A 21,792-nucleotide genomic window follows, 5' to 3' on the forward strand; every position below is an offset into this window, starting at 1 on the left:
ATGCGCAGCGCATTCGGCGCCGAAATCCTCCCCTGGCAGGGGAGGTGGCTGGCGCAGCCAGACGGAGGGGTGACACCTCTCCGGATCACGCGTCACCCCTCCGTCAGTCCTGCGGACTGCCACCTCCCCTTGCAGGGGAGGATCGTCGCAGGGGAAACGCGGTTATCCTCGCTCAGTCCACGCGCTTCTGGTCGGCGGCGGGGACGACCAGCTTGGGCAGCTTCTGGCCCTCGCTCAGCAGGTCGAACAGTCCGCCCAGCTTCTGCAGCACGCGGAATTCGGCGAGCTGCTTGGCGGTGCCGTTCGACACCAGGTTGGCGCGTGCGTCGAACAGCGATTGCTGGCTGTCGAGCAGGTCGAACACCGTCCGCCGGCCCTCGCGGAACTGCTGGGTGTAGAGTTGCGCGACCTTTTCGGACGCCGCGATCTCGGATTCGATCGTCGCGGTCTTGGTGCGTGCCGCCTCGAGCGCGTTGAAGTCGATCCTGAGATCCTGCTCCACCTCGCGCCGCCGCCGCTCCAGCTCGTAATCCGCCTCGCGCAGCCGCGCCGACAGCCGGTTGCGCACCGCGACGTCGGCGCCGCCGTTGAGGAAGCCGTAGGTGACGGTCAGCATCACCCGCGCGTCGCTGTTCTTGCCGGTGCGGCCCTGTACGTCGTCGCGCCAATTGGCCTGGGCGAGCACCCCAACCTTGGGCAGGAACGTGCCGGTCTGGCTCGCGCGCTGGCGCTCGATCGAGCGACGGTCCTGCACCGCCTGCGCCATGCGCGGGCTGTGGTCGGCGATCATGGCGACCGCTGCATCAGCGCTGGCGGGCAGCGCCGCCGCCGCGGACGGAACGTCGACCGCGACGCCCGGCAGGTGATCGGTCAGTCGCCGGAACGCCTCGCGCGCCTGTTCGAGTGCGCTCTTGCGGTCCTGGATCTGCGCCTGGACGTTTTCCGCACGCGCCTTGGCGCGGCTCACATCGGCGGGGGTGGTGAGCCCGAGATCGTTCTGCGTGGTCACCATCTTCAGGATCTTCTGGTGCGCCGCCAGCGACTGTTCCGACAGCGCGAGCAGCTTCTGCCGCTCCAGCACGCTCAGATAGGCGGTGGTGATGTCGTAGGAGATGCCCTCGATCTTCTCGCGCGTGCCCCATTGCGCACTGCGATAGGTCGCGCGGGCGCGCTTGATGTCGTTGATCGTGGTGCCGAAATCCCAGACGTTCTGGCGGACCGACAACAGGCCCTCGCCACGACGCAGCATGGTCGACGATCCGAGCTGCGGATCGCTGAATTCGTTGCCGATCGCGATCGCCACGTCCATGTGCGGCAGATAGCCCGCAGCGGCTTCGTTGACGCCGTATTTGGCGTCGTCCTGCCGCGCGAGCGCGATCTGGATCTCGGGGTTGCTGCGCAGCGCCTCGACGATCGCGGCGCGCAGCGCTTCGGTCCGGACGTCGGCATCGATCGCCACCGGGGCATCGGGCGCGATCCGCTCCTCCTGCGGCATCACCATGACCGGGCGGGTCGCGGCGGCGGGGGGAACGACCGCGGTGATCCGGTTGGGATCCTCGGCGGCGGGCATATAGTCGGCGGCGGGGCGGGGGCCGTAGATCGGCCGCGGCGCCGATGCCGCAAAGGCGCCGTTGCGGAAGGTGGCGAGCTGCGGCAGGTCGCGCTCCAGCGCGGCGAGATCGGCATCCGGCAGCACCATCGCGCCGCCGGCCGGGCGGATCGCGGGGGTCGTGACGAACAGCGCCTTGGCGACGGTCGGCACCGGGGGCGCCGCGTAGGTCGCGCTTGCCGGCACCGCGTCCCTGGCGACGATCGCCGGTGCTTCGGCGGCGATCGCGGCAGCGCCCGATCCCAGCGAGACCAGCAGGCTCGCGGTCGACGCGTAGAGGCGCCGATGACGGGTCTGCTGCAAGAACGAAGAAGTCATTGGATTGCCCCTCGGAACACGTCCGTTCGGCAAGGTTAATGGCGCCTTAGGGTAAATATTACGTTACGCGGCGCGCTTGGATTCGACCGCGGGCACCGTCGACAAGGCCAGGATCGCCCGGAACTCTTCCTCTTCGAGCGGCTCGTCGAAACTGAGCCCGAACCCCAGCGGATTGGTGGCCATGATCCGTCCGAACATCTCGTGCTCGCCGATCGTCAGGCAGATCGGCACGTCGCGGCGGTTGAGCAGATAGGTCAGCCGCGGACGGAACAGCGCGCCGCCGGTCGACAGGTCGATCACGCGGCCGGGAAAGTTGATGATCCGGTCGATCATCATCAGCGAACCGTCGATCGCGCAGCTATAGCGTTCGGTGGTGCGCGAGAAGACGGGGCGGCTGCGGTGAAGCCAGCTAGGCAGGAGTTTCATGCGGTTCGTCCTGATCTACGATGCGGCACGGCCGGCGGCGTTGCGCAGCGGCGGCTGGGGCGGGGAGGTCGGCTCGTCGGTGTCGATTGCGGCGTCCAGCGCGCGGCTGAGTGCCGCCAGCTCGGCGCGCGCGCCATGCGCGTCGGTGCCGATCTCCGACCGCGCGACCAGCCGCGACAGCCGCTCGTCGATGGCGCCCTGGTCCACGCTCAGCTTTTCCAGCGTGGCGCGGTCGGTCTGGCGCTGTGACGCGAGCCACGACACCGCGCTGTCGAAGGTGGCGCGGACGTCGTGCGACAGGCGTTCCTGTTGCGCGGCGAGCGTCCGGACCAGCGGCATCAGCGCCCGGCTCTCGGCGTGGGCGCGCGGTCGCCCGCGCAGCCGCTGCCATAGCGAGGGGTGTGCGGCCGGAACGAGCGGCATCGCCACCGGCGCCACGGGCTCCCGCTCGGCGACCTCCTGTTGCAGCCCGATCAGCCGGTCGAGCTGCGCGTGCAGCGTCGCGGCGTCGAGCGGCGGGTGGCGGTGCGCATGGGTGTTCACCCCGTCGAGCAGCGCGCGCATCGCGGCGCGATCATGTTCGGCCATCCGGAACAGCATCTGCACCTGCCCCAATATCTCGGTCTGGTTGCGCGCCAGCTCGGCGACGCTTTCGGCCACTGGTCGCAGCATCGGGCGCGGGTCGGCGAGCTGCCCGACATGCCCGGCCAGCGCCTCGATCTGCGCCGCCATCGCGCCGACCGTGCGGTTGGTCTCGACATGGCTGGTCGATCCGGTCTTCAGCGCATCGTGAAGCTCGGCGAGCTGGCGGCTCCCGGCCTGCAGCGCCGCGGTGACGGCGGCCAGCTCGGCCCGGTCGCCGGTCGCCTGCTCGGCACCGCCTTCCAGCTCGGCGATATTCGACAGCCAATGTTCGAATTCGTTGCGCAGCGCCTTCATCGCGCTGGTCATGAACCGCTCGAGCGCGCCCAGCACCATCGACGTCATCAGCCCGAACAGCGACGAACTGAAGCCGACCGACATGCCGTTGAGCGGCCCCTTCATCCCCTCGATCAGATGGCCGAAGCTGTCGGTACCGCCGGCGCCGGACACGTCCATGCTGCCGATCAGGTCGCCGACCGAATGCACCGTCTTCATCAGGCCCATGAACGCGCCGAGTAGCCCGAGGAAGACCATCAGGCCGGAAAAGTACATGATCGTCGACTTGCGATCGCCGATCCGCTGGTCGACGTCGTGGAGCAGCACCTGCACCGTCGCGTTCGACAGGTGCAGCGAATCCTGCTTGCCGAGTTCCTCCGTGATCATCCGATAGCCTTGGCCGAGCAGTTCGGGTTCCTGGAAGATGATCGCGGGCTGCTTGTACGGATCGAGCGGCCGGCGCGACCGCGTGCCGTAATCGACCTTCAGCGCGTTGAGCGCGAGCACCTCGTTCTTCAGCGCGAAGACATGGCTGAACGCCAGCCACGCCGCGAGCCCGAAGGTCGCGAAGATGGACAGGTTCAGCGCCACCTTGGCCTGGATGCCGGCGATGACGAACTCGTGCGCGTAGACGCCGAGCCCGAGGAGGACGACCATGATGGCCGTCATCCGCATCAGTTCGGAACGAATCTTCTTTTCCATGCCTCGATCTTTCGGTCGTCGGACGGTCAGGGTTTCACGACGACGCGCACATTGTGCCCGTCGGACGAGGTCGGGTCGGTCACCCGGATCTGGGTCTTGATCTGCACGCCGGGGATACCCGCGCGGATCAGCAGGTTGCGCGTCAGTGCCGCGCGGAAGAAGGCGAGGCGCTGGGCTTCGGTGACCGAGCTGGTCTGCGGCGCCGACGACCAGATCTCGTAGACCGCGCCGGGTAGCGTCTTGCTGGCGAGGAAATCCTTCACCTTGCGCTCGCTGTCGGCGTCGAAGCGGACCGCGAGCGGCTCGAAATCGACCCGCAGCAGCACGTCCGACGACTGCACCTTCACGCCCTTGCTGTCCTCGGCCTGCTCGTCGGCCTTCACCGCCAGCCGCAGCGTGTCGGGCGTCTCGCGGGTCCGCACCGTCAGCCGGTCCTGGCCGTCCACCGGGGTCTCGCTCTTCAGCACCGAGCCGAGCTCGGCGATCGACGAACCGTCGGCGGCGTCGGCTGGGGAGGCGAAGCGACTGGTGTCGCGCGCCTTGCCTTTCGCGGTCACCGCGCCGTGCGCGGCCGAAGCATCGGCGTCCCTGGTGTGTTGCTGCTCGTACTGCGCCTTGGCGCGTTCCAGCATGCGCTGCGACAGCACCATCACCGCCGCGCTCATGATCACGAGCAGGAAGGTGACCACCATGATCACCGTCGTCAGCACGTCGACGAACGCGGGCCAGTGGTTCACTTCGCCTTCTGCCGATGCGCCCGCCATCTCGATCCCCCGCGTGCCGCCGGTTGGCGACGACACCTCGCCGCTATTGGTAAGCCGTCGAGGTTAAGAGGACGCTAACTAAGAGCTTGCGTAGCAGGTAAGGCTCCAGAGCTTGATCCTACCCACTCCGTTCGTCTCGAGTAGCCGTCGAGTAGCGGCAAAGCCGCGTATCGAGACGGCGTATCGAGAGATAAGTGACGCGCGGAACCGGTACCTCGATACGAGCTCTCGATACGCCGCTTCGCGGCTACTCGATCTCTACTCGGCACGAACGGTATTCATTCGCCCGATCACGCCGCCGCGCGCACCTTCGGATTGCGCAGCATCGCCAGAACCTCGTCGCGCGGTCGATCCGCAATGACGCGGCCGCCCTCCATCCAGATCACCCGGTCGACGATGTCGAGCACCGCGAGCCGGTGGGTCGCGACCACCAGCGTGCGGTTGCGGGTCGCCGCGCGCAGGCCCTGGATCACCGCCTGTTCGGTGCCGATGTCCATCGACGCGGTCGGTTCGTCGAGCAGCAGCACGCGCGGGTCGCGGATCAGCGCGCGCGCCAGCAGCACCGACTGGCGCTGTCCGCCCGACAGATGCGATCCGCGCGGCCCGACCTTACGGCAGAAGCCCTCGACGGTGCGGCTGACGAAGCCGTCGAGCCCCGATGCGGTGATCGCCAGCTCGACGACCGCCTCGTCGGGCTCGTCCATCCCGAGCAGGATATTTTCCCAGATACTGTCGTCGAACAGCGTCGCGTCCTGCGCGGCGTAGACGATGCCGCGGCGCAGCTGCGCGGCGGCGTATTGCGCCATCGCATGGCCGTCGATCGTCATCATGCCGGTGCTCGGCTGCGCGAGCCCTGCCAGCAGGTTGAGCAGCGTCGTCTTGCCCGATCCCGACTTGCCGATCAGCGCGACCTTCTCGCCCGGTGCGATCGTCAACGATACGCCCGACAGGCTGGGCGACGCCGCGTCCTTATGGGTCATCGATACCTGGTCGAGCCCGAAGCGCCCGGCGACCGCGGTCCGACGCACGCCTGGGTCCGATACCTGCCGCTCCGGCGGCAGCGCCAGGATGCGGGCGAGGCCGGCGAACTGCGACAGGCTCTGATTGGCCTTCGACATCATCGTGATCGCGCTCGACACCGGCACCATCGCGCGCCCGGTCAGCATCGTGCACGCGACCAGCGCGCCGGTGGTCATCATCCCCGCCTTGATCTGGAACACCCCCACGACGACGACCAGCACCGTCACCATCTGCACCACCAGCCCGGCGGTGGTGCCGGGCAGCTCGGTCCATTTGCGCGTAGTCTTGCCGCCGATCGCGAGGTGATCGGACACATTGTCCCAGCGGAACAGGAAGCGCCCTTCCGCCTGGTTGGCCTTGATCGTCTCCAGCCCGTCGGCGAGATCGACCGCGAGATCCTGCCGCGCCTGCATCAGCTTCGACGTGCGCTTGCTCGCCAGCTTGACCGCATGATTGCAGACGAGGCCGACGATCACCAGCGCGCCCGCGCCCAGCACCGGCGCCGCCACCGTCCAGCCGCCGATCAACCCGATCAGCACCAGGAACAGGAAGAAAAAGGGCAGGTCGACGAAGAACGCGACCACCGCCTGCGGCACCAGTAACGACAGCCCCTCGACGTCACGCAACGCGGTCATCAGCCCGCCCGCCGAATGCGCCTTGGCGCTGCGGGCATGCAGGAACGCCGCCATCGCGCGGTGCTGGACCGCCTGCGCCACGCGGACGCCGACCGCCTCGACATAGGCCGAGCGGACCGTCTTGAAGACGAATTCGAAGATCAGCACGATGGTGATGCCGACCGACAGCGCCCACAGCGATTCGAGCGCGAGGTTGGGCACCACCCGATCGTAGATCGCGCGCATGTAGAGCGGGATCGCCAGCGCGCAGACGTTGAGCAGCACCGCCGCGACCACCAGCTGCGCCAGCATCCGCCGTTCGCCCAGGAAGCTGCCGAGCAGCCACAGCCGCGGATTGCGTTCGGACAGCGACGGCGCCTCGGCGTCGGTGCCGTCGTCCTCGACCGGATCGGCGTGGCCGCACAGCAGCAGCTCGCCCGCCAGCAACTGGTCGACCTGTGCCGCCTCGGCGAAGAACACCCCGCGGGCATCGCGCAGCCGCAGCCGGCCGTCGGCGCGGACCGCATCGATCAGCAGGCAGCCGCCATCCGCGGTGGCGCCGAGCAGCGGCAGATCCGCGGCGACGATCGTCGTCGCCCGCCGTGGCTGCCAGTTCGCGTCGAGCCCGACCCGCGCGAGCGCGAGCGGTGCATGCCGCGGGTCCATTACGCCGCTCTGCGCGGGCAGCGCCGCGGTCAGCAGCGCCGCCGACGCCTCGCGCCCGCACGCCGCCGCCAGCAGCACCAGCGCCTCGACCATCGGCAGCGCCGCGATCGCCGCACTGTCGTTCGCGGCGGTTCGCGATCGGACGCGGGCGGCGATGCGTGCCGCCAGGCTGGGTCCCCGATCCGACTGGTCGTCCTGTGTCATCGTCGCCGCCGCTCGCTGTTTCGTCGGCACGCTTAAACATTCTTAAGGATAAGGAAGGGTAAACACCGTCCCGGGACGAGACGATCCGTCCTGCGATGAGGATGCTGACGATGAGCTTCGCTGGACTGCGCGACCGACTGATCTGCCTGTGCGGCGGGGCAAGCCTGTTCGACGGCGTCGGCCGTCACGAGGTCGCGACCGCGATGGGCGGCCGCGCCCCGGTCGCGAGCATGCCGCTCGGTGGGCTGGCACCGTGGAGCGCCCGCATCCGTACCGAACGCCCGGCCAACATCCTCGTCGTCACCGGCACGATCCTGACCATCTTCCTGGTCTGGGCGGCGTTGTTCTCGGTCGACAAGGTGACGCGCGGGCCGGGCCGGGTGGTGCCGTCGGTGCAGAACCAGGTCGTCCAGCATCTCGAAGGCGGCATCGTCAAGCGTCTGCTGGTCGAGGAGGGGCAACGGGTCCGCAAGGGCCAGGTGCTGATCGAACTCAGCAACGAATTTACGTCTGCCGACGCGCAGAACGCGCATACCGACGTGATAGCCAAGAAGATCGCGCTCGCGCGGGCCGATGCCGAGATCGCGGGCGCCGGAGATTTCCACGCCCCCGCCGACCTTGCCGAACTCGCCCCCGCGATCGCCGCATCGGAAGAGGCGCTGTTCCATTCGCGGCGCGCGCAGATGGGGCAATCGTCGAGCATCATGGCCGAACAGGGCCGCGCCCGCCGTGCCGATATCGCCGCCTCCGCCGCCCGGCTGATCAACCTGCGCAGCGAACAGCGGCTGATGATGGGCCAGCTCGCCAAGCTCGAAAAGGCCTATGCCGAAGAGGCGATCTCCGAACGCGAGGTCACCGACAAGCGCGCCTCGCTGCTGTCGCTTCAGACCAAGATCGACGACGTGCAGAACTCGATTCCCGGCAGCCAGGCCGAACTCGGCGAGGCCGCGGCGCGCCAGCGCGAGGTCTATACCCGGACGATGGAGGAGACCAAGGAACAGGCCGCCAAGCTCCGGCTCGAACTGTCAAAGGCGAACGAGAACCTCACCGCCTATGCCGACAAGAGGTCGCGCGAAGAGGTGCGGGCGCCGATGGACGGGGTCGTCAACAAGCTTTATTTCCAGACCGTCGGCGGCGTGATCCGCGCCGGCGAGCCGGTCGCCGAGATCGTGCCGGTCGATCAGACCGTGATCGTCGAGGCCCGCGTCACCCCGCGCGACCGCGGCAACGTCTGGCCCGGGCTGCCCGCCGCGATCAAGATCTCCGCCTATGACGCCGCGGTCTATGGCGGGCTGGAAGGCAAGGTCGTCGAGATCTCGCCCGACGTCATCCAGGATCCGAAGGGCGAAAGCTATTACCGCGTCCGCCTGAAGGCCGAGGCCGCCGGCTTCGGCCGCGACAAGCCCGTCATCGCCGGCATGACTGCCGACGTCGCGATCAAGGCCGGCCGCCAGACCGTGCTCGACTATCTGCTCGGGCCCCTGATCGGCATCCGCGACGGCGCCCTGCGCGAGTGAGGCCGGGTGCTGGGATGTGAATGCGGAAGCGCGAATGTCCGCTTACCCTGAAGCGGGCGCTCTACAGACCGACCCGCCGATCGTAAGCTGACGCCCAAAGCAGCATAGAGTGCCAAATTGGCGCTACGGCCCAGCTGTAGATGTCGCTAATGCTCGCATAGCAATCAACTGCAGTCCGAACTGGTTGGACGATCATCGTCGGCCATGATCATTCATCAGTGACTCGACCTACTTAGCTGACAATACTCTGCTTTTGTCCGTGCTGGCCGCTATGTGTTTTGGGCAGGGCAGACATTAGCTCTCTTGCATAGATGCGGCATTGCAAGCTCGCAATCGCCGTTCCGCGCAAGGTCGTCCATGTTTCAAACGAACGGTGAGAGAGCTCTGCCCGATGATGTCGTGGCGCACGACGCTGGCGAACTGATTGGCATTGGGTCGCGGCGCTGATAGCGTTGCAACATCAAAGCGGAGCGCGATCGCAAAAATGTTGCCCATGATGCGTTGGCGAAGCGCATGCCATGCACTCGTGATGCTTTAAGACCGATAGGGAGCTATGATGTGAGACGTTCAAAATTTGTGTTTTCGATCATAACGATGGCAATATTTGCGCCGTCAGCGTTCGCCCAGAATACATCTACGGTGGATACAGCTACCTCGCCTAAACAGAAAAAGACATGTCGGCAATTGATGCCTACCGGATCACTGATCGCCACCCGCGTCTGCAATACAGATGCGGGATGGAGGTCCTTTGAAGGTGTAATCGGCGACGGTGCGGAGCAATTTCGTAACAGTTACCGGATGTCATCGACCGGCGTCCGGAAGTAACTGGGATATTGAGATAGTCAAATCATCTATTCAAGTCTGATCTCTGTGTTAGTGGCAACGGTGCAACGAATCTTATCTCTGCCAAGCGTGTCATAATTGCCATTTTGCGAGTTCTCGCTAGTCGAGTCGAAACAGCGTCCAATCCCTGCGAGCGACTTGCTTCCATCTTTTTGCCAGCGCGCTGGATGAAAGTAGATCCTGGATCGTTCTCTATGATAAGACGGCCGTTCGCGAACCTACGCCACGGCCTGCCAGGCTCTCACGCCGATCCGCGTACGACAAACTCCGGCTCCATCGCAACCGACGCCGCCTCTCCCCCCGCGATGCGTTCGAACAGCGCGTCGACCAGCAGCTGCGCGCCGCGGACGACGTCCTGGCGCACCGTGGTCAGCGGCGGCGAGGTGTGACGGGCGATCAGCACGTCGTCATAGCCGACCACGCTCACCCCGTCGGGCACCTTCACGCCGCGTTCCGCCAGCACCTGAAGCGCGCTGATCGCGACGACGTCGGAGGCGGCGACGATGCCGTCGGGCAGGGGGTTGGTCGACAGGAACTCGGCGATCGCCGAATAGGACGCGTCCTGGGTGATGTGGACCGGCAGCAGCACGCCTTCGTCGCCATGCGCGGCCTCGATCGCGTCGCGGAAGCCCGCATACCGCGCCGCGAATTCGGGCACCTCGGTGTTGCCGAAGAAGGCGAGCCGCGATCTGCCCTGGCGCAGCAGGTGATCGGCGGCGGCGCGCCCGCCCGCGACATTGTCCGATCCGACCGTGATCTGGTCGTAGCCCGCGATCGGCGCGCCCCAGACGACGAGGTTGCGATAACGGCGCGCGACCGTCTCGATGGTGTCGATCTGGTTCGACTGGCCGATGATGATGACGCCGTCGACGCGGCCCGCATCGACGATTCCCGACAGCCAGCGGTCGTCGGTCGGGATCACCCGCGACAGCAGCAGGTCGTGGCTGCGTTCCGCCAGCGCGTCGGCGAGCGGACCGAGCAGCCCCATGAAGAACGGGTCGGACAGATGCTGTTCGGCTTCGTGGCCGAGCGGCAGCACCACGCCGATCGCGCCGGTCTTCCGCAGCCGGAAATTGCGCGCGGCGACGTTGATCTGGAAGCCGTGTTCGTCGGCGAGCTTGACGATGCGTTCGCGCGTCGCGGTCGCGATCAGCTTGCTGCCCGCCAGCGATCGCGACACCGTGGCGATCGAAACGCCCGCGATCTTGGCGAGTTCGGCGAGGGTGGTGGCGGGGGTGAAGCCCGGCTCGTCCGTGGCGGGCGACCGGGGAGGGGAGGACGGCGCTTTCATCGGCGGCGTTCATGCCATGCGCCTGCGCAAGCGCCAAGCGATGGCTATCGATCAGATGCATATCGTTTGCAGAATACCTGAATTGGCGGCGCCCGGCGGAGAGAAGCTTCCTCCGCTCGCATCGTCGCCGACCCGTCGTCCCAGCCCAACTGAGCTCCGGACGAGAGTCGCAGCGGCCCAAGCCATCGTCGTCACCCCGGACTTGATCCGGGGTCCCGCTTTGCAACCGACCTGCGCTGCTGGGCCTCGGCGGGACCCCGGATCAGGTCCGGGGTGACGGGAAGGTTGGCGGACGTCATGATGAAGCAACCCCTTCACACCCAAGGGGAGGTAACTTTGGAAGCTCTCGCCCCACACCCGAAACCCCGCTAACGCCCGACGATGCCGCGCAACCGCTACTACCAAGGCCCGCCCAGCGACCATTTCGACGGCACGCGCTTCTTCAATCCCGGCCAGCAGCCGGTCGATCGCGGGCTCGGCGACATGCTGCGGTGGAAGCTCGGCGGTGCCGCCGCCGCACGCTGGCCTGCGTCGGTGCCGGTCGTGCAAGCCCGGCCCGATGCGCGCGTCGACGGCCTGCGCGTCACGATGGTCGGGCATGCGACGCTGCTGATCCAGGTCGCGGGGGTCAACATTCTCACCGATCCGGTGTGGTCGGTCCGCGCGAGCCCGTTCGCATCGGTCGGGCCGAAGCGGGTGACGGCGCCCGGCATCGCGTTCGACGATCTGCCGCCGATCGACATCGTGCTGCTCAGCCACTGCCATTACGATCACCTGGACGTAGCGACGCTGCGCCGCTTGCAGGCCGCGCACGCGCCACTGATGGCGATGCCGCTCGGCAACGATACGATCGTCCGTGCGGCGGTGCCCGATGCGCGCTGCGTGGTCGGCGACTGGTGGGATCGGCTGCCGCTGTCGCCCGAGATCGCGACGACGCTGACCCCCGCCTATCATTGGGGCAATCGCTGGCCGACCGACGTGCGCATGGCGCTGTGGTCGGGGCATCACCTGTCGACCCCGGCAGGCACGCTCTGGTTCGTCGGCGACACCGGCTACGAGGACGGCCGCATCTTCGCGGAAATCGCGGCCCGGCTGCCGAAGCCCGATATCGCGCTGATCCCGATCGGCGCGTATGAGCCGCGTTGGTTCATGGCCCCGCAGCATGTGAACCCGGCGGAGGCGGTGCGGATCCTCGACACCGTCGGCGCCACCCGTGCGCTGGGGATCCACTGGGGGGACGTTCCAGCTGACTGACGAGGCGCGGGAGGCGCCGGTGGAGGCGCTCGCCGCGGCGCTGGACGAGGCGGGGATCGCCGCCGGCCGCTTCATTGCGGCGCAACCGGGCGGCGTGTACGACTTTGCCTGACCGTCACCTCGCCATAATACCCATCTCGTCACCCCGGACTTGATCCGGGGTCCCGCTACCTACCCGCGCGAAACCCAGTGATTACGCGAGAAGCGGGACCCCGGATCGGGTCCGGGGTGACGGGCGTGATTGGCGAGGTCGGCAAACCCGCAGCGCCCTCTATATGCCGGCTATACGCGATAGCCGTGAATCGATCTCGAATAGAAACGCCGCACCGGCCTAATCGCATCCCCTAAGGCGCCGCGCATCCGCAGCGGTCGCCATCGTCAGGGGCAAGCATGAACCTCGCATCATGGGTCGATGGGGACCTGTTGTGGATCCTCGTCATGGTCGGGCTGGTCGCGGCGACGCTCGCCTATGTCCGCCTCTGCGACAACGCGTGAGGCGCGCGCGATGACCCTCGACCTGTGGCTCGCGGCGCTGACCGCCTTCGGCCTGCTCATCTACCTGGTGGCGGTGCTGATCCGTCCCGAACGCTTCTGAAGGGGGCGGCATCATGACCATCCAGGGCTGGCTCCTGATCCTCGGCTTCGTCGCCGTCCTGCTCGCGCTGACCAAGCCGGTCGGGCTGTGGCTGTTCGCGCTCTACGAGGGGCGCCGCACCCCGCTGCACACCGTGCTCGGCCCGGTCGAGACCGGCTTCTACAAGCTCGCCGGGATCGATCCCGCGGCCGAACAGGGCTGGCGCCGCTATGCGGTGCACATGCTGGAGTTCAACGTCGTGCTGATGGCGTTCACCTATGCGGTGCTGCGGCTGCAGGGCGTGTTGCCGGGTAATCCGCAGGGGCTGGCCGGGCTGGCGCCGCACCTCGCCTTCAACACCGCGGTCAGCTTCACCACCAACACCAACTGGCAGAGCTATGGCGGCGAATCGACGATGTCGAACCTCAGCCAGATGCTCGCGTTGACCATCCACAACTTCATGTCGGCCGCGACCGGCATCGCGCTCGCCTTCGCGCTGTTCCGCGGCTTCGCGCGGCGCGAGACCAAGCTGATCGGCAATTTCTGGGCGGATGCGACTCGCGTCACGCTCTACCTGCTGCTGCCGATCAGCATCGTCTACGCGGTGTTCCTGATCGCGAGCGGCGTGCCCCAGACTCTCGCCGGCGTCGTCGACGTCACCACGCTGGAGGGTGCGAAACAGTCGCTGCTGCTCGGACCCGTCGCCAGCCAGGAGGCGATCAAGATGCTCGGCACCAACGGCGGCGGCTTCTTCAACGCCAACAGTGCGCACCCGTTCGAGAATCCCAATGCGCTGACCAATTTCGTGCAGATGCTGTCGATCTTCCTGATCGGCTTCGGCCTGACCTGGACCTTCGGCAAGGCGGTCGGCAACACCCGGCAGGGCTGGGCGATCCTGTCGGCCATGGTCATCCTGTTCCTCGCCGGCGTCACCGTCACCTATTGGCAGGAGGCCGCGGGCAACCCGGTGCTCCATCACCTCGGCATCGCCGGCGGCAACATGGAGGGCAAGGAGGTCCGCTTCGGCATCGCCGCTTCCTCGCTGTTCGCGGTCGTCACCACCGCCGCGTCGTGCGGCGCGGTCAATTCGATGCACGACAGCTTCACCGCGCTGGGCGGAATGATCCCGCTGTTCAACATCCAGCTGGGCGAGGTCGTGATCGGCGGCGTCGGCGCGGGCGTCTACGGCTTCCTGCTGTTCGCGATTCTCGCGGTGTTCGTCGCCGGGCTGATGGTCGGCCGTACCCCCGAATATGTCGGCAAGAAGATCGAGAGCCGCGAGGTCAAGCTCGCGGTGCTCGCGATCGCGGTGCTGCCGCTGATGATCCTCGGGCTGACGGCCTTGTCGTCGGTGCTGGCGCAGGGGCTGGCGGGGCCGCTCAACAAGGGCCCGCACGGGTTCAGCGAGATCCTCTACGCCTTCACCAGCGCGGTGGGGAACAACGGCTCGGCCTTTGCCGGCCTAACCGCCAGCACGCCCTATTATGACGGGCTGCTCGGGGTCGCGATGTGGGTCGGGCGGTTCTTCATCATCGTGCCGATGCTGGCGATCGCGGGCAGCCTCGCCGCCAAGAAATACACGCCCGAGAGCGCCGGCTCGTTCCCGACCACCGGCGGCCTGTGGGTCGGCCTGCTCGTCGGCATCGTCCTGATCCTCGGCGGCCTCACCTTCCTGCCGAGCCTCGCGCTCGGTCCCATCGCCGATCATCTGAGCATGATCAGCGGCAAACTCTCGTAAGGGGCGCCGGACATGGCACGCTCGACCACCAAGAGCCTGTTCACCGCCGACCTCGTCGTCCCGGCGATCAAGGCGTCGTTCGTCAAGCTCGATCCGCGCGAGCTGATCCGCAACCCGGTGATGTTCGTCACCGCCAGCGTCGCCGCGCTGATGACAATGCTGCTCGACGTCGGCCATGACGGACTGAGCATCGGTTTCAAACTGCAGCTCGTGATCTGGCTGTGGCTGACGGTGCTGTTCGGCACCTTCGCCGAGGCGCTGGCCGAGGGCCGCGGCAAGGCGCAGGCGGCGTCGCTCCGCGCGACCAAGGCGGATCTCGTCGCCAAGCGGCTGAAGGGCGACGGCCGCGCGCACGACGACGTCCCCGCCAGCGCGCTGAAGGTCGGCGACGTGGTGCTGGTCGAGACCGGCGACCTGATCCCGTCCGACGGCGAGGTCGTCTCGGGTGTCGCCAGCGTCAACGAGGCCGCGATCACCGGGGAAAGCGCGCCGGTGATCCGCGAGGCGGGCGGCGATCGATCCGCCGTCACCGCGGGCACCCGCGTCATCTCCGACGAGATCCGGGTGAAGGTGACCGTCGAGCCCGGCAAGGGCTTCCTCGACCGCATGATCGCGCTGGTCGAAGGCGCCGAACGCCAGAAGACCCCGAACGAGATCGCGCTGACGCTGCTGCTCGTCGGCCTGACGATCATCTTCCTGATCGCGGTCGGCACCATCCCCGGCTTCGCCCGCTATGCCGGCGGATCGATCCCGGTCGCGATGCTCGCCGCGCTGCTGATCACGCTGATCCCGACCACGATCGCGGCGCTGCTGTCGGCGATCGGGATCGCGGGGATGGACCGGCTGGTGCGCTTCAACGTGCTCGCCAAATCGGGTCGCGCGGTGGAGGCGGCGGGCGACATCGACGTGCTGCTGCTCGACAAGACCGGCACGATCACGATCGGTGATCGCCAGGCGAGCGAGTTCCGCAGCGTCGGCGGTGCCAGCGATGCCGAGATGGCGGAGGCCGCGCTGCTCGCCAGCCTCGCCGACGAGACGCCCGAGGGCCGCTCGATCGTCGTGCTCGCGCGTGAGAAGTTCGGCGTCCGCACCACCGATCTGCCCGCCGACGCGGACGTCATCCCGTTCACCGCGCAGACCCGCATCTCCGGCGTCAAGACGATCGACATGCTGGTCCAGAAGGGCGCGGTCGATTCGATCCTGCGCGCCAATCCCGGGCTCGGCGAGACCGCCGCCGCGACCGAGCTGCGGCGGATCACCGACGAGATCTCGCGCGCCGGCGGCACCCCGCTCGCGGTCGCCAAGAACGGCCGGCTGCTCGGCGCGATCTTCCTGAAGGACGTCGTGAAGGCGGGCATCCGCGACCGCTTCGGCGAGCTGCGCGCGATGGGCATCCGCACCGTGATGATCACCGGCGACAACCCGCTGACCGCCGCCGCGATCGCCGCGGAGGCCGGGGTCGACGATTTTCTCGCCCAGGCCAGCCCCGAGGACAAGCTGGCGCTGATCCGCAAGGAACAAGAGGGCGGCAAGCTGGTCGCGATGTGCGGCGACGGCACCAACGACGCCCCAGCGCTCGCCCAGGCCGATGTCGGCGTGGCGATGAACACCGGCACCCAGGCCGCGCGCGAGGCCGGCAACATGGTCGATCTCGACAGCGATCCGACCAAGCTGATCGAGGTCGTCGGGCTCGGCAAGCAGCTGCTGATGACCCGCGGCGCGCTGACGACCTTCTCGGTCGCGAACGACGTCGCCAAATATTTCGCGATCATCCCGGCGATGTTCGTCGTGCTCTATCCAGGGCTCGGCGTGCTCAACGTGATGCGGCTCGGCTCGCCCGAAAGCGCGATCCTGTCGGCGATCATCTTCAACGCGGTAATCATCCCGATGCTCGTCCCGCTGGCGCTGCGCGGCGTCGCCTACAAGCCGATGGGCGCCGGCCCGCTGCTCGCGCGCAACCTCGCCGTCTACGGCCTCGGCGGCCTGCTCGCGCCGTTCGTCGGGATCAAGCTGATCGACCTCGTGGTCGGCGGCATCGGTCTGGCGTGACCGTTCCCTGGACATGACCGTCCATCGTGCTCCCGCGAAGGCGGGAGCCCAGTACTGGGTCCCCGCCTTCGCGGGGACACAAGGAGTTGCAGAATGACATCCGACTTCACCACCGCGCTCCGCCCCGCGATCGTCATGACGATCCTGTTCGCGCTGCTGCTCGGGATCGGTTATCCCCTCGCGATGACCGGCATCGGACAGGCGATCTTCCCAAGCCAGGCGAACGGCAGCCTCGTCACCGCCGACGGGCGGGTGATCGGTTCCACCGTCGTCGGGCAGGCGTTCACCGCCGATCGCTATTTCCAGACTCGGCCGTCCGCCGCGGGCAAGGGCTATGATGGGCTGGCCTCGTCGGGCTCGAACCTCGGCCCCGCGTCGCAGGCGCTGGTCGATCGCATCGAGCCCGACATCGCGAAGCGTCGCGGCGAAGGCGTCACGGGCGCACTGCCCGCCGATCTCGTCACCGCCAGCGGCTCGGGCCTCGATCCCGATCTGTCGCCCGCCGCCGCGCTCGCCCAGGCGCCACGCATCGCCCGCGTCCGCGGCGTCGCGATCGCCCATGTTCGCGCGGTCGTCACCGCCAACACCGACACCTCGATCTTCGGCGAACCGCACGTCAACGTGCTCGCGATCAACCGCGCACTGGACGCTCCCGCACGCTGATGGGATCCGGCGCGGACGACCGTCCCGATCCCGACGCCCTGCTGCGCCAAGCCGCGCAGGAGGGCAGGGGACGCCTGAAGATCTTCCTCGGCGCCGCGCCCGGCGTCGGCAAGACCTTCGAGATGCTGTCGGAGGGTGCCGCCCGCCGCCGCGACGGGGTCGACGTCGTCGTCGGGGTGGTCGAGACCCACGGCCGTGCCGAGACCGCGGCGCTCACCCGCGGGCAGGAGATCGTGCCGCGCCGCGACGTCGCCTATGAAGGCCGCACGCTGGGCGAGATGGACCTCGACGCGATCCTCGCCCGCGCGCCGCGGCTCGCGCTGGTCGACGAACTTGCCCACACCAACGCGCCCGGCAGCCGCCATCCGAAACGCTATCAGGACGTCGAGGAACTGCTCGCCGCCGGGATCGACGTCTATTCGACGATCAACATCCAGCATGTCGAAAGCCTCAACGACATCGTCGCCAGCTTCACCCGCGTCAGGGTGCGCGAAACGGTGCCCGACAGCATCCTCGAAATGGCCGAGATCGAGGTCGTCGACATCCCGCCCGACGAGCTGATCGAGCGGCTGAAAGCGGGCAAGGTCTATCTGCCCGACGAGGCGACCCGCGCGCTCGGCCACTTCTTCTCCAAATCGAACCTGTCGGCGCTGCGCGAACTGGCGCTGCGCCGCGCCGCGCAGGCGGTCGACGCGCAGATGCTCGATCACGTCCGGGCGTTGGGCGTCGGCGGCACCTGGGCGGGCACCGACCGCATCGTCGTCGCGATCAACGAGCTGCCGGGCGCCGCCGGGCTGGTCCGCGCCGCCAAGCGCGTCGCCGACGGCCTGCACGCGCAATGGACCGCGGTGTTCATCGAAACCCCGCGGACCGCGCAGTTCGACGACGCCCAGCACCAGCGCGTGGCGGAGGCGATGACGCTCGCCACGCAGCTCGGCGCGGTGGTCGCGACGGTGCCCGCGGCGTCGGTGGTCGATGGGATTCGCGGCTTCCTGGCGCATGCCCGCGCGACTCAGCTGGTGGTCGGCAAGTCGCGGCGCTCGCGCTGGTTCGAACTGCGCCACGGATCGGTGGTCGACCGCCTGATCCGCGAGACCCCCGGCGTCACCGTCCACGTCCTCCCGATGGACGAGGCCCCGGCCGGACCGCCGCCGCGCCGCCGCCGCCGCAGCGCGGCGGCGGTATGGGGCTCGCCGATCGGCTATGCGATGACGACCGCACTGGTCGCCGCGGTTACGGCGATCGCCAGCGCGCTGTTCCACATCCTCGATCTCGGCAACGTCGCGCTGCTCTATCTGCTGCCGGTGATGGTCGCCGCCAGCCTGTTCGGCCTCCGAACGGGGCTGTTCGCGGGTATCGCGTCGAGCCTCGCGTACAATTTCTTCTTCCTGCCCCCGGTCGGCACGCTGAGCGTCAGCAACCCCGAAAACGTCGTCTCGGTCTTCGTCCTGCTCGGCGTCGCGGTCGCCACCAGCCAATTGACCTCGCGGGTCCGCGCCCAGGCCGATCTCGCCGCCGCCAGCGCGCAGACCAACGCGACCCTCGCGGGCTTCCTCCGCCAGCTGAGCGGGATCAACGACGCGTCGGAGGCGGCGCGGATGATCTGCGAGGACGTCGCCCGGCTGTTCGGGGTGCAGACCGTGCTGCTCGCCGCCGCGACCGAACCGGGCCTCACCGTCCAGGCGGCGAGCTCGCCCGGCTACCGGCTCGACACGATGGATCTCGCCGCCGCGCATTGGGCGTTCGACAACGGCACCGCGGCGGGAAAGGGATCGGGCACGCTCGCCGCGTCCGAATGGCTGTTCCAGCCGGTGAAGGCGGGCGGACGCACCCTCGCGGTGCTGGGCGTTGCGCGGGAAAACGGCGGCGATCCGGTCCGCGCCGATCAGCTGCCGTTGCTGACCAGCCTGATCGACCAGTCGGCGCTGGTGCTCGAACGCCTGCGGCTCGAACTCGAGATGCGCGACGTCGACGCGGTGCGCACCCGCGATCGCCTGCGCGCCGCCTTGCTGTCGTCGGTCAGCCACGATCTGCGCACGCCGCTGACCGCGGTGATCGCCGCCGCCGATCAGCTCGACCACGGCGCCACGCCGGAGCTGATCGGCACGATCAAGAGCGAGGCGGCGCGGCTCAACCGCTTCGTCGCCAACCTGCTCGACATGGCGCGGGTCGAGGCCGGCGCGCTGAAGCTCAACGTCGAAGCGACCGACCTCGGCGACGCCATCGCGGGCGCCGCGCACGACGCCCGCCGCGCGCTGGAGGGGCATCGGGTCCGGCTCGACGTGCCGCCCGATCTGCCGCTCGTCCGCGTCGATCCCCAGCTCTTCCATCACTGCCTGCTGAACCTGCTCGACAATGCCGGCCGCTACGGCGATCCGGGAACGGGGATCGTCGTCGAAGGCGTGCACCGCTATGGCGAGATCCGGCTATCGGTGCTCGACGAGGGGCCCGGCCTGCCGCCGGGAAGGGAGGCGGAGGTGTTCGAGACGTTCCGCCGGCTGGAGGGATCGGACCGCGCGACCGGCGGCACCGGGCTGGGCCTCGCGATCGTGAAGGCGTTCGCGGAGGCGATGGGCATGACGGTCGAGGCCGGCAATCGCGCCGACGCCACCGGCGCCGCGTTCACGCTGGTCTTCCCCTCCGCGCTCATCGTCCGCAGCCCCGCCCCCGGAAGCGCGATCTGATGCCCGCCAAGATCATGGTCGTCGACGACGAGATCTCGATCCGCCGGCTGCTCCGCAACACGCTGGAACGCGCCGGCTACACCGTGGTCGAGGCGATCGACGGGCGCGGCGCGATCGCCTGCGCCGCCGCCGAACATCCCGCCGCGATCCTGCTCGATCTCGGCCTGCCCGACCGCGACGGGCTCGGGCTGATCCCGGTGCTGCGCCAGCGCGGCGACGTCGTCATCCTCGTCGTCTCGGCCCGCGACGCCACCGACGAGAAGGTCGCCGCGCTCGATCTCGGCGCCGACGATTATGTCACCAAGCCGTTCGACACCGACGAACTCCTCGCCCGCCTCCGCGTCGCACTGCGCCACCAGGGCGCGTCGGAGACGGTCGCCAAGATCGTCCGCAAGGGCGACCTGACGATCGACCTCGACCGCCGCCTCGTCAGCCGCGGCGCAGCCGAACTCCACCTCACCCGCAAGGAACACGAGGTCCTGACCATCCTCGCCCGCCACGCCAATCGCGTCGTCACCCACGACCGCATCATGGCCGCCGCCTGGGGCGGCGACGAGGACGCCCGCATCGAATATCTCCGCATCGTCGTCCGCAACCTCCGCCAGAAACTCGAAGCGCCGGACCCGGTCGGCAGCCTGATCGCAAACGAACTCGGGGTCGGCTATCGGTTGCGGGTGGACGGGTGAGGGCGGCTCAGCTGCTGACACCACCCCGGCGAAGGCCGGGGCCCAGTTACGAGACGCTCATTGGCATGCGCTGCGCCCGGTGACCTCCACCTTCGCACCTGGGCCCCGGCCTCCGCCGGGGTACGAAGCAGAATTGGAATGTGACGTCGCTACCCCTTTGGGAGCACACCGGGACGGAGCACACCACTCCCAACCGCTTGACTCCCACCCCACCAACAACAACCATCGCATAATATGAACAGGCTGATCGCCCTCGCGTGCGTGCTGCTGGCGTCGGTGACCGGCCCGGCGGCGACGCAGGATTATCGCCCGCCCGCGCATACCCGTCCGCAGCCGCTGATCGAGGGCCAGTCCGAGGCCGATCTCGCCGCGCTCGCGGACACCGGCACCGCGATTGAGCGCGACCGCACCGTCGCCTACCAGCTCGCCGAGCATCGCCGGCTCGACCGTGCACTTGCCGCGATCGGCCCCGAACGCCCCGGCACGGTCGACGCCTATGTCGTCGCGGTCGCGCTCGACAGCGATGCGGTGTTCGGACGCGAGGCGCGGGAGGCGGGCCGGGTGCTGGAACGCCGCTATGCCGCGGCCGGGCGCAGCGTCGTCCTCGCCGGCTCCGACGGCAGCGCCGCGAGCACGCTGCCGATGGGATCGCCCGCCAATCTCGCCGCGGTGCTCGCCCAGCTCGGCGAACTGATGGGCAAGGAGGACGTGCTGGTGCTCTACACCACCAGCCACGGCGCGCCATTCGGGATCGTCTACGACGATGGCGACCAGGGGTTCGGCGCGATCTCGCCGACCCGGCTGCGCGCGATGCTCGCGGAGGTCGGGATCAAGAACCGCCTCGTCATGATCAGCGCCTGCTATTCCGGCGTGTTCGTTCCCGGTCTCGCATCCCCCACCTCGGTCATCGTTACCGCCTCGTCGGCCGATCGCAGTTCGTTCGGCTGCCAGTCCGACAACGACTGGACCTTCTTCGGCGACGCGCTGATCAACCAGGCGATGCGCCGTCCCCTGCCGATCGCGACCGCGGCGGCAGAGGCGCGCCAGTCGATCGCGGCGTGGGAACGCAAGGGCAAGCTGGAGGCGTCGCGCCCGCAGATCAGCATCGGCCGCGCGACCGCGCCCTGGCTCGCCGCGCTCGAAGCCGATCTGCCGCCCGCCACTCGCCCGGTCGGACGCCCCGCGCTGGAATCGCTGACCGCCGACTGATCGTGCTTTATTTCGCACCGCGGGAACACTGCCGCGCCCGCGC

Annotated in this window: 15 protein-coding genes; 9 read left to right on the plus strand and 6 right to left on the minus strand. The window is 68.3% G+C overall.

Going from position 1 to position 21,792, the window contains the following annotated elements; translation table 11 throughout:
• Positions 1-172: 172 nt before the first annotated feature.
• The 5 genes from ACT009_RS15310 to ACT009_RS15330 all read right to left on the minus strand — a co-directional run bounded on the left by ACT009_RS15310 (position 173) and on the right by ACT009_RS15330 (position 7,271).
• Entirely contained in the window at positions 173-1,927 is a 1,755-nt protein-coding gene (locus tag ACT009_RS15310; RefSeq protein WP_445191922.1) for a TolC family protein, read from the minus strand.
• A 63-nt stretch (positions 1,928-1,990) separates the two neighbouring features.
• Positions 1,991-2,353, minus strand: a complete 363-nt coding sequence (locus tag ACT009_RS15315) for a PilZ domain-containing protein (RefSeq protein ID WP_445191923.1) — start codon at positions 2,351-2,353, stop codon at positions 1,991-1,993.
• A gap of 15 nt (positions 2,354-2,368) precedes the next feature.
• Positions 2,369-3,973, minus strand: coding sequence for a hypothetical protein (locus ACT009_RS15320; protein ID WP_445191924.1), 1,605 nt, complete (start codon positions 3,971-3,973; stop codon positions 2,369-2,371).
• A 26-nt stretch (positions 3,974-3,999) separates the two neighbouring features.
• Entirely contained in the window at positions 4,000-4,773 is a 774-nt protein-coding gene (locus ACT009_RS15325; protein WP_445191925.1) for a hypothetical protein, read from the minus strand.
• A gap of 254 nt (positions 4,774-5,027) precedes the next feature.
• Positions 5,028-7,271 (minus strand): ATP-binding cassette domain-containing protein, encoded by a 2,244-nt coding sequence (locus ACT009_RS15330; RefSeq protein WP_445191926.1) that lies wholly within the window; start codon positions 7,269-7,271, stop codon positions 5,028-5,030.
• A 65-nt stretch (positions 7,272-7,336) separates the two neighbouring features.
• Between ACT009_RS15330 and ACT009_RS15335 the strand changes: the two genes are divergently transcribed.
• Entirely contained in the window at positions 7,337-8,758 is a 1,422-nt protein-coding gene (locus tag ACT009_RS15335) for an HlyD family type I secretion periplasmic adaptor subunit (RefSeq protein WP_445191927.1), read from the plus strand.
• A 1,084-nt stretch (positions 8,759-9,842) separates the two neighbouring features.
• Here ACT009_RS15335 and ACT009_RS15340 read toward each other — a convergent pair.
• A complete protein-coding gene (locus ACT009_RS15340) occupies positions 9,843-10,892 on the minus strand; it encodes a LacI family DNA-binding transcriptional regulator (protein ID WP_445191928.1) in 1,050 nt (349 codons plus the stop codon).
• A gap of 381 nt (positions 10,893-11,273) precedes the next feature.
• Between ACT009_RS15340 and ACT009_RS15345 the strand changes: the two genes are divergently transcribed.
• From ACT009_RS15345 to ACT009_RS15380, 8 genes are all read left to right on the plus strand, one after another.
• The gene (locus ACT009_RS15345) at positions 11,274-12,146 is read left to right on the plus strand and encodes an MBL fold metallo-hydrolase (RefSeq protein ID WP_445191929.1); all 873 of its coding nucleotides are present in this window, start codon (positions 11,274-11,276) and stop codon (positions 12,144-12,146) included.
• 505 nt (positions 12,147-12,651) lie between these two features.
• Positions 12,652-12,741, plus strand: coding sequence for a K(+)-transporting ATPase subunit F (kdpF, locus tag ACT009_RS15350; protein ID WP_230631642.1), 90 nt, complete (start codon positions 12,652-12,654; stop codon positions 12,739-12,741).
• Positions 12,742-12,754: 13 nt separating this feature from the next.
• On the plus strand, positions 12,755-14,458 hold the full coding sequence (kdpA, locus tag ACT009_RS15355; protein WP_445191930.1) for a potassium-transporting ATPase subunit KdpA: 1,704 nt from the start codon (positions 12,755-12,757) through the stop codon (positions 14,456-14,458).
• 12 nt (positions 14,459-14,470) lie between these two features.
• Entirely contained in the window at positions 14,471-16,507 is a 2,037-nt protein-coding gene (gene kdpB, locus ACT009_RS15360) for a potassium-transporting ATPase subunit KdpB (protein ID WP_445191931.1), read from the plus strand.
• A 93-nt stretch (positions 16,508-16,600) separates the two neighbouring features.
• A complete protein-coding gene (gene kdpC / locus ACT009_RS15365; protein ID WP_445191932.1) occupies positions 16,601-17,170 on the plus strand; it encodes a potassium-transporting ATPase subunit KdpC in 570 nt (189 codons plus the stop codon).
• Positions 17,170-19,854: a DUF4118 domain-containing protein gene (locus ACT009_RS15370; RefSeq protein WP_445191933.1), complete on the plus strand. Its 2,685-nt coding sequence runs from the start codon at positions 17,170-17,172 to the stop codon at positions 19,852-19,854. The genes kdpC and ACT009_RS15370 overlap by 1 nt, the downstream gene beginning before the upstream one ends.
• Positions 19,854-20,540: a response regulator gene (locus ACT009_RS15375; protein WP_445191934.1), complete on the plus strand. Its 687-nt coding sequence runs from the start codon at positions 19,854-19,856 to the stop codon at positions 20,538-20,540. Before ACT009_RS15370 ends, ACT009_RS15375 begins: the two co-directional genes overlap by 1 nt.
• A 234-nt stretch (positions 20,541-20,774) precedes the next feature.
• The gene (locus tag ACT009_RS15380) at positions 20,775-21,749 is read left to right on the plus strand and encodes a C13 family peptidase (protein WP_445191935.1); all 975 of its coding nucleotides are present in this window, start codon (positions 20,775-20,777) and stop codon (positions 21,747-21,749) included.
• Positions 21,750-21,792 lie beyond the last annotated feature (43 nt).

This window comes from Sphingomonas sp. Tas61C01 (assembly GCF_052567495.1).

Excerpts from the sequence above, each read along its gene's own strand:
- kdpF (WP_230631642.1), top strand. The coding sequence starts at position 12,652 with ATGACCCTCGACCTGTGGCTCGCGGCGCTGACCGCCTTCGGCCTGCTC.
- ACT009_RS15320 (WP_445191924.1), bottom strand. The coding sequence starts at position 3,973 with ATGGAAAAGAAGATTCGTTCCGAACTGATGCGGATGACGGCCATCATG.
- kdpB (WP_445191931.1), top strand. The coding sequence starts at position 14,471 with ATGGCACGCTCGACCACCAAGAGCCTGTTCACCGCCGACCTCGTCGTC.
- kdpC (WP_445191932.1), top strand. The coding sequence starts at position 16,601 with ATGACATCCGACTTCACCACCGCGCTCCGCCCCGCGATCGTCATGACG.
- ACT009_RS15380 (WP_445191935.1), top strand. The coding sequence starts at position 20,775 with ATGAACAGGCTGATCGCCCTCGCGTGCGTGCTGCTGGCGTCGGTGACC.
- ACT009_RS15335 (WP_445191927.1), top strand. The coding sequence starts at position 7,337 with ATGAGGATGCTGACGATGAGCTTCGCTGGACTGCGCGACCGACTGATC.
- ACT009_RS15340 (WP_445191928.1), bottom strand. The coding sequence starts at position 10,892 with ATGAAAGCGCCGTCCTCCCCTCCCCGGTCGCCCGCCACGGACGAGCCG.
- ACT009_RS15310 (WP_445191922.1), bottom strand. The coding sequence starts at position 1,927 with ATGACTTCTTCGTTCTTGCAGCAGACCCGTCATCGGCGCCTCTACGCG.
- ACT009_RS15345 (WP_445191929.1), top strand. The coding sequence starts at position 11,274 with ATGCCGCGCAACCGCTACTACCAAGGCCCGCCCAGCGACCATTTCGAC.
- kdpA (WP_445191930.1), top strand. The coding sequence starts at position 12,755 with ATGACCATCCAGGGCTGGCTCCTGATCCTCGGCTTCGTCGCCGTCCTG.
- ACT009_RS15370 (WP_445191933.1), top strand. The coding sequence starts at position 17,170 with ATGGGATCCGGCGCGGACGACCGTCCCGATCCCGACGCCCTGCTGCGC.
- ACT009_RS15375 (WP_445191934.1), top strand. The coding sequence starts at position 19,854 with ATGCCCGCCAAGATCATGGTCGTCGACGACGAGATCTCGATCCGCCGG.
- ACT009_RS15315 (WP_445191923.1), bottom strand. The coding sequence starts at position 2,353 with ATGAAACTCCTGCCTAGCTGGCTTCACCGCAGCCGCCCCGTCTTCTCG.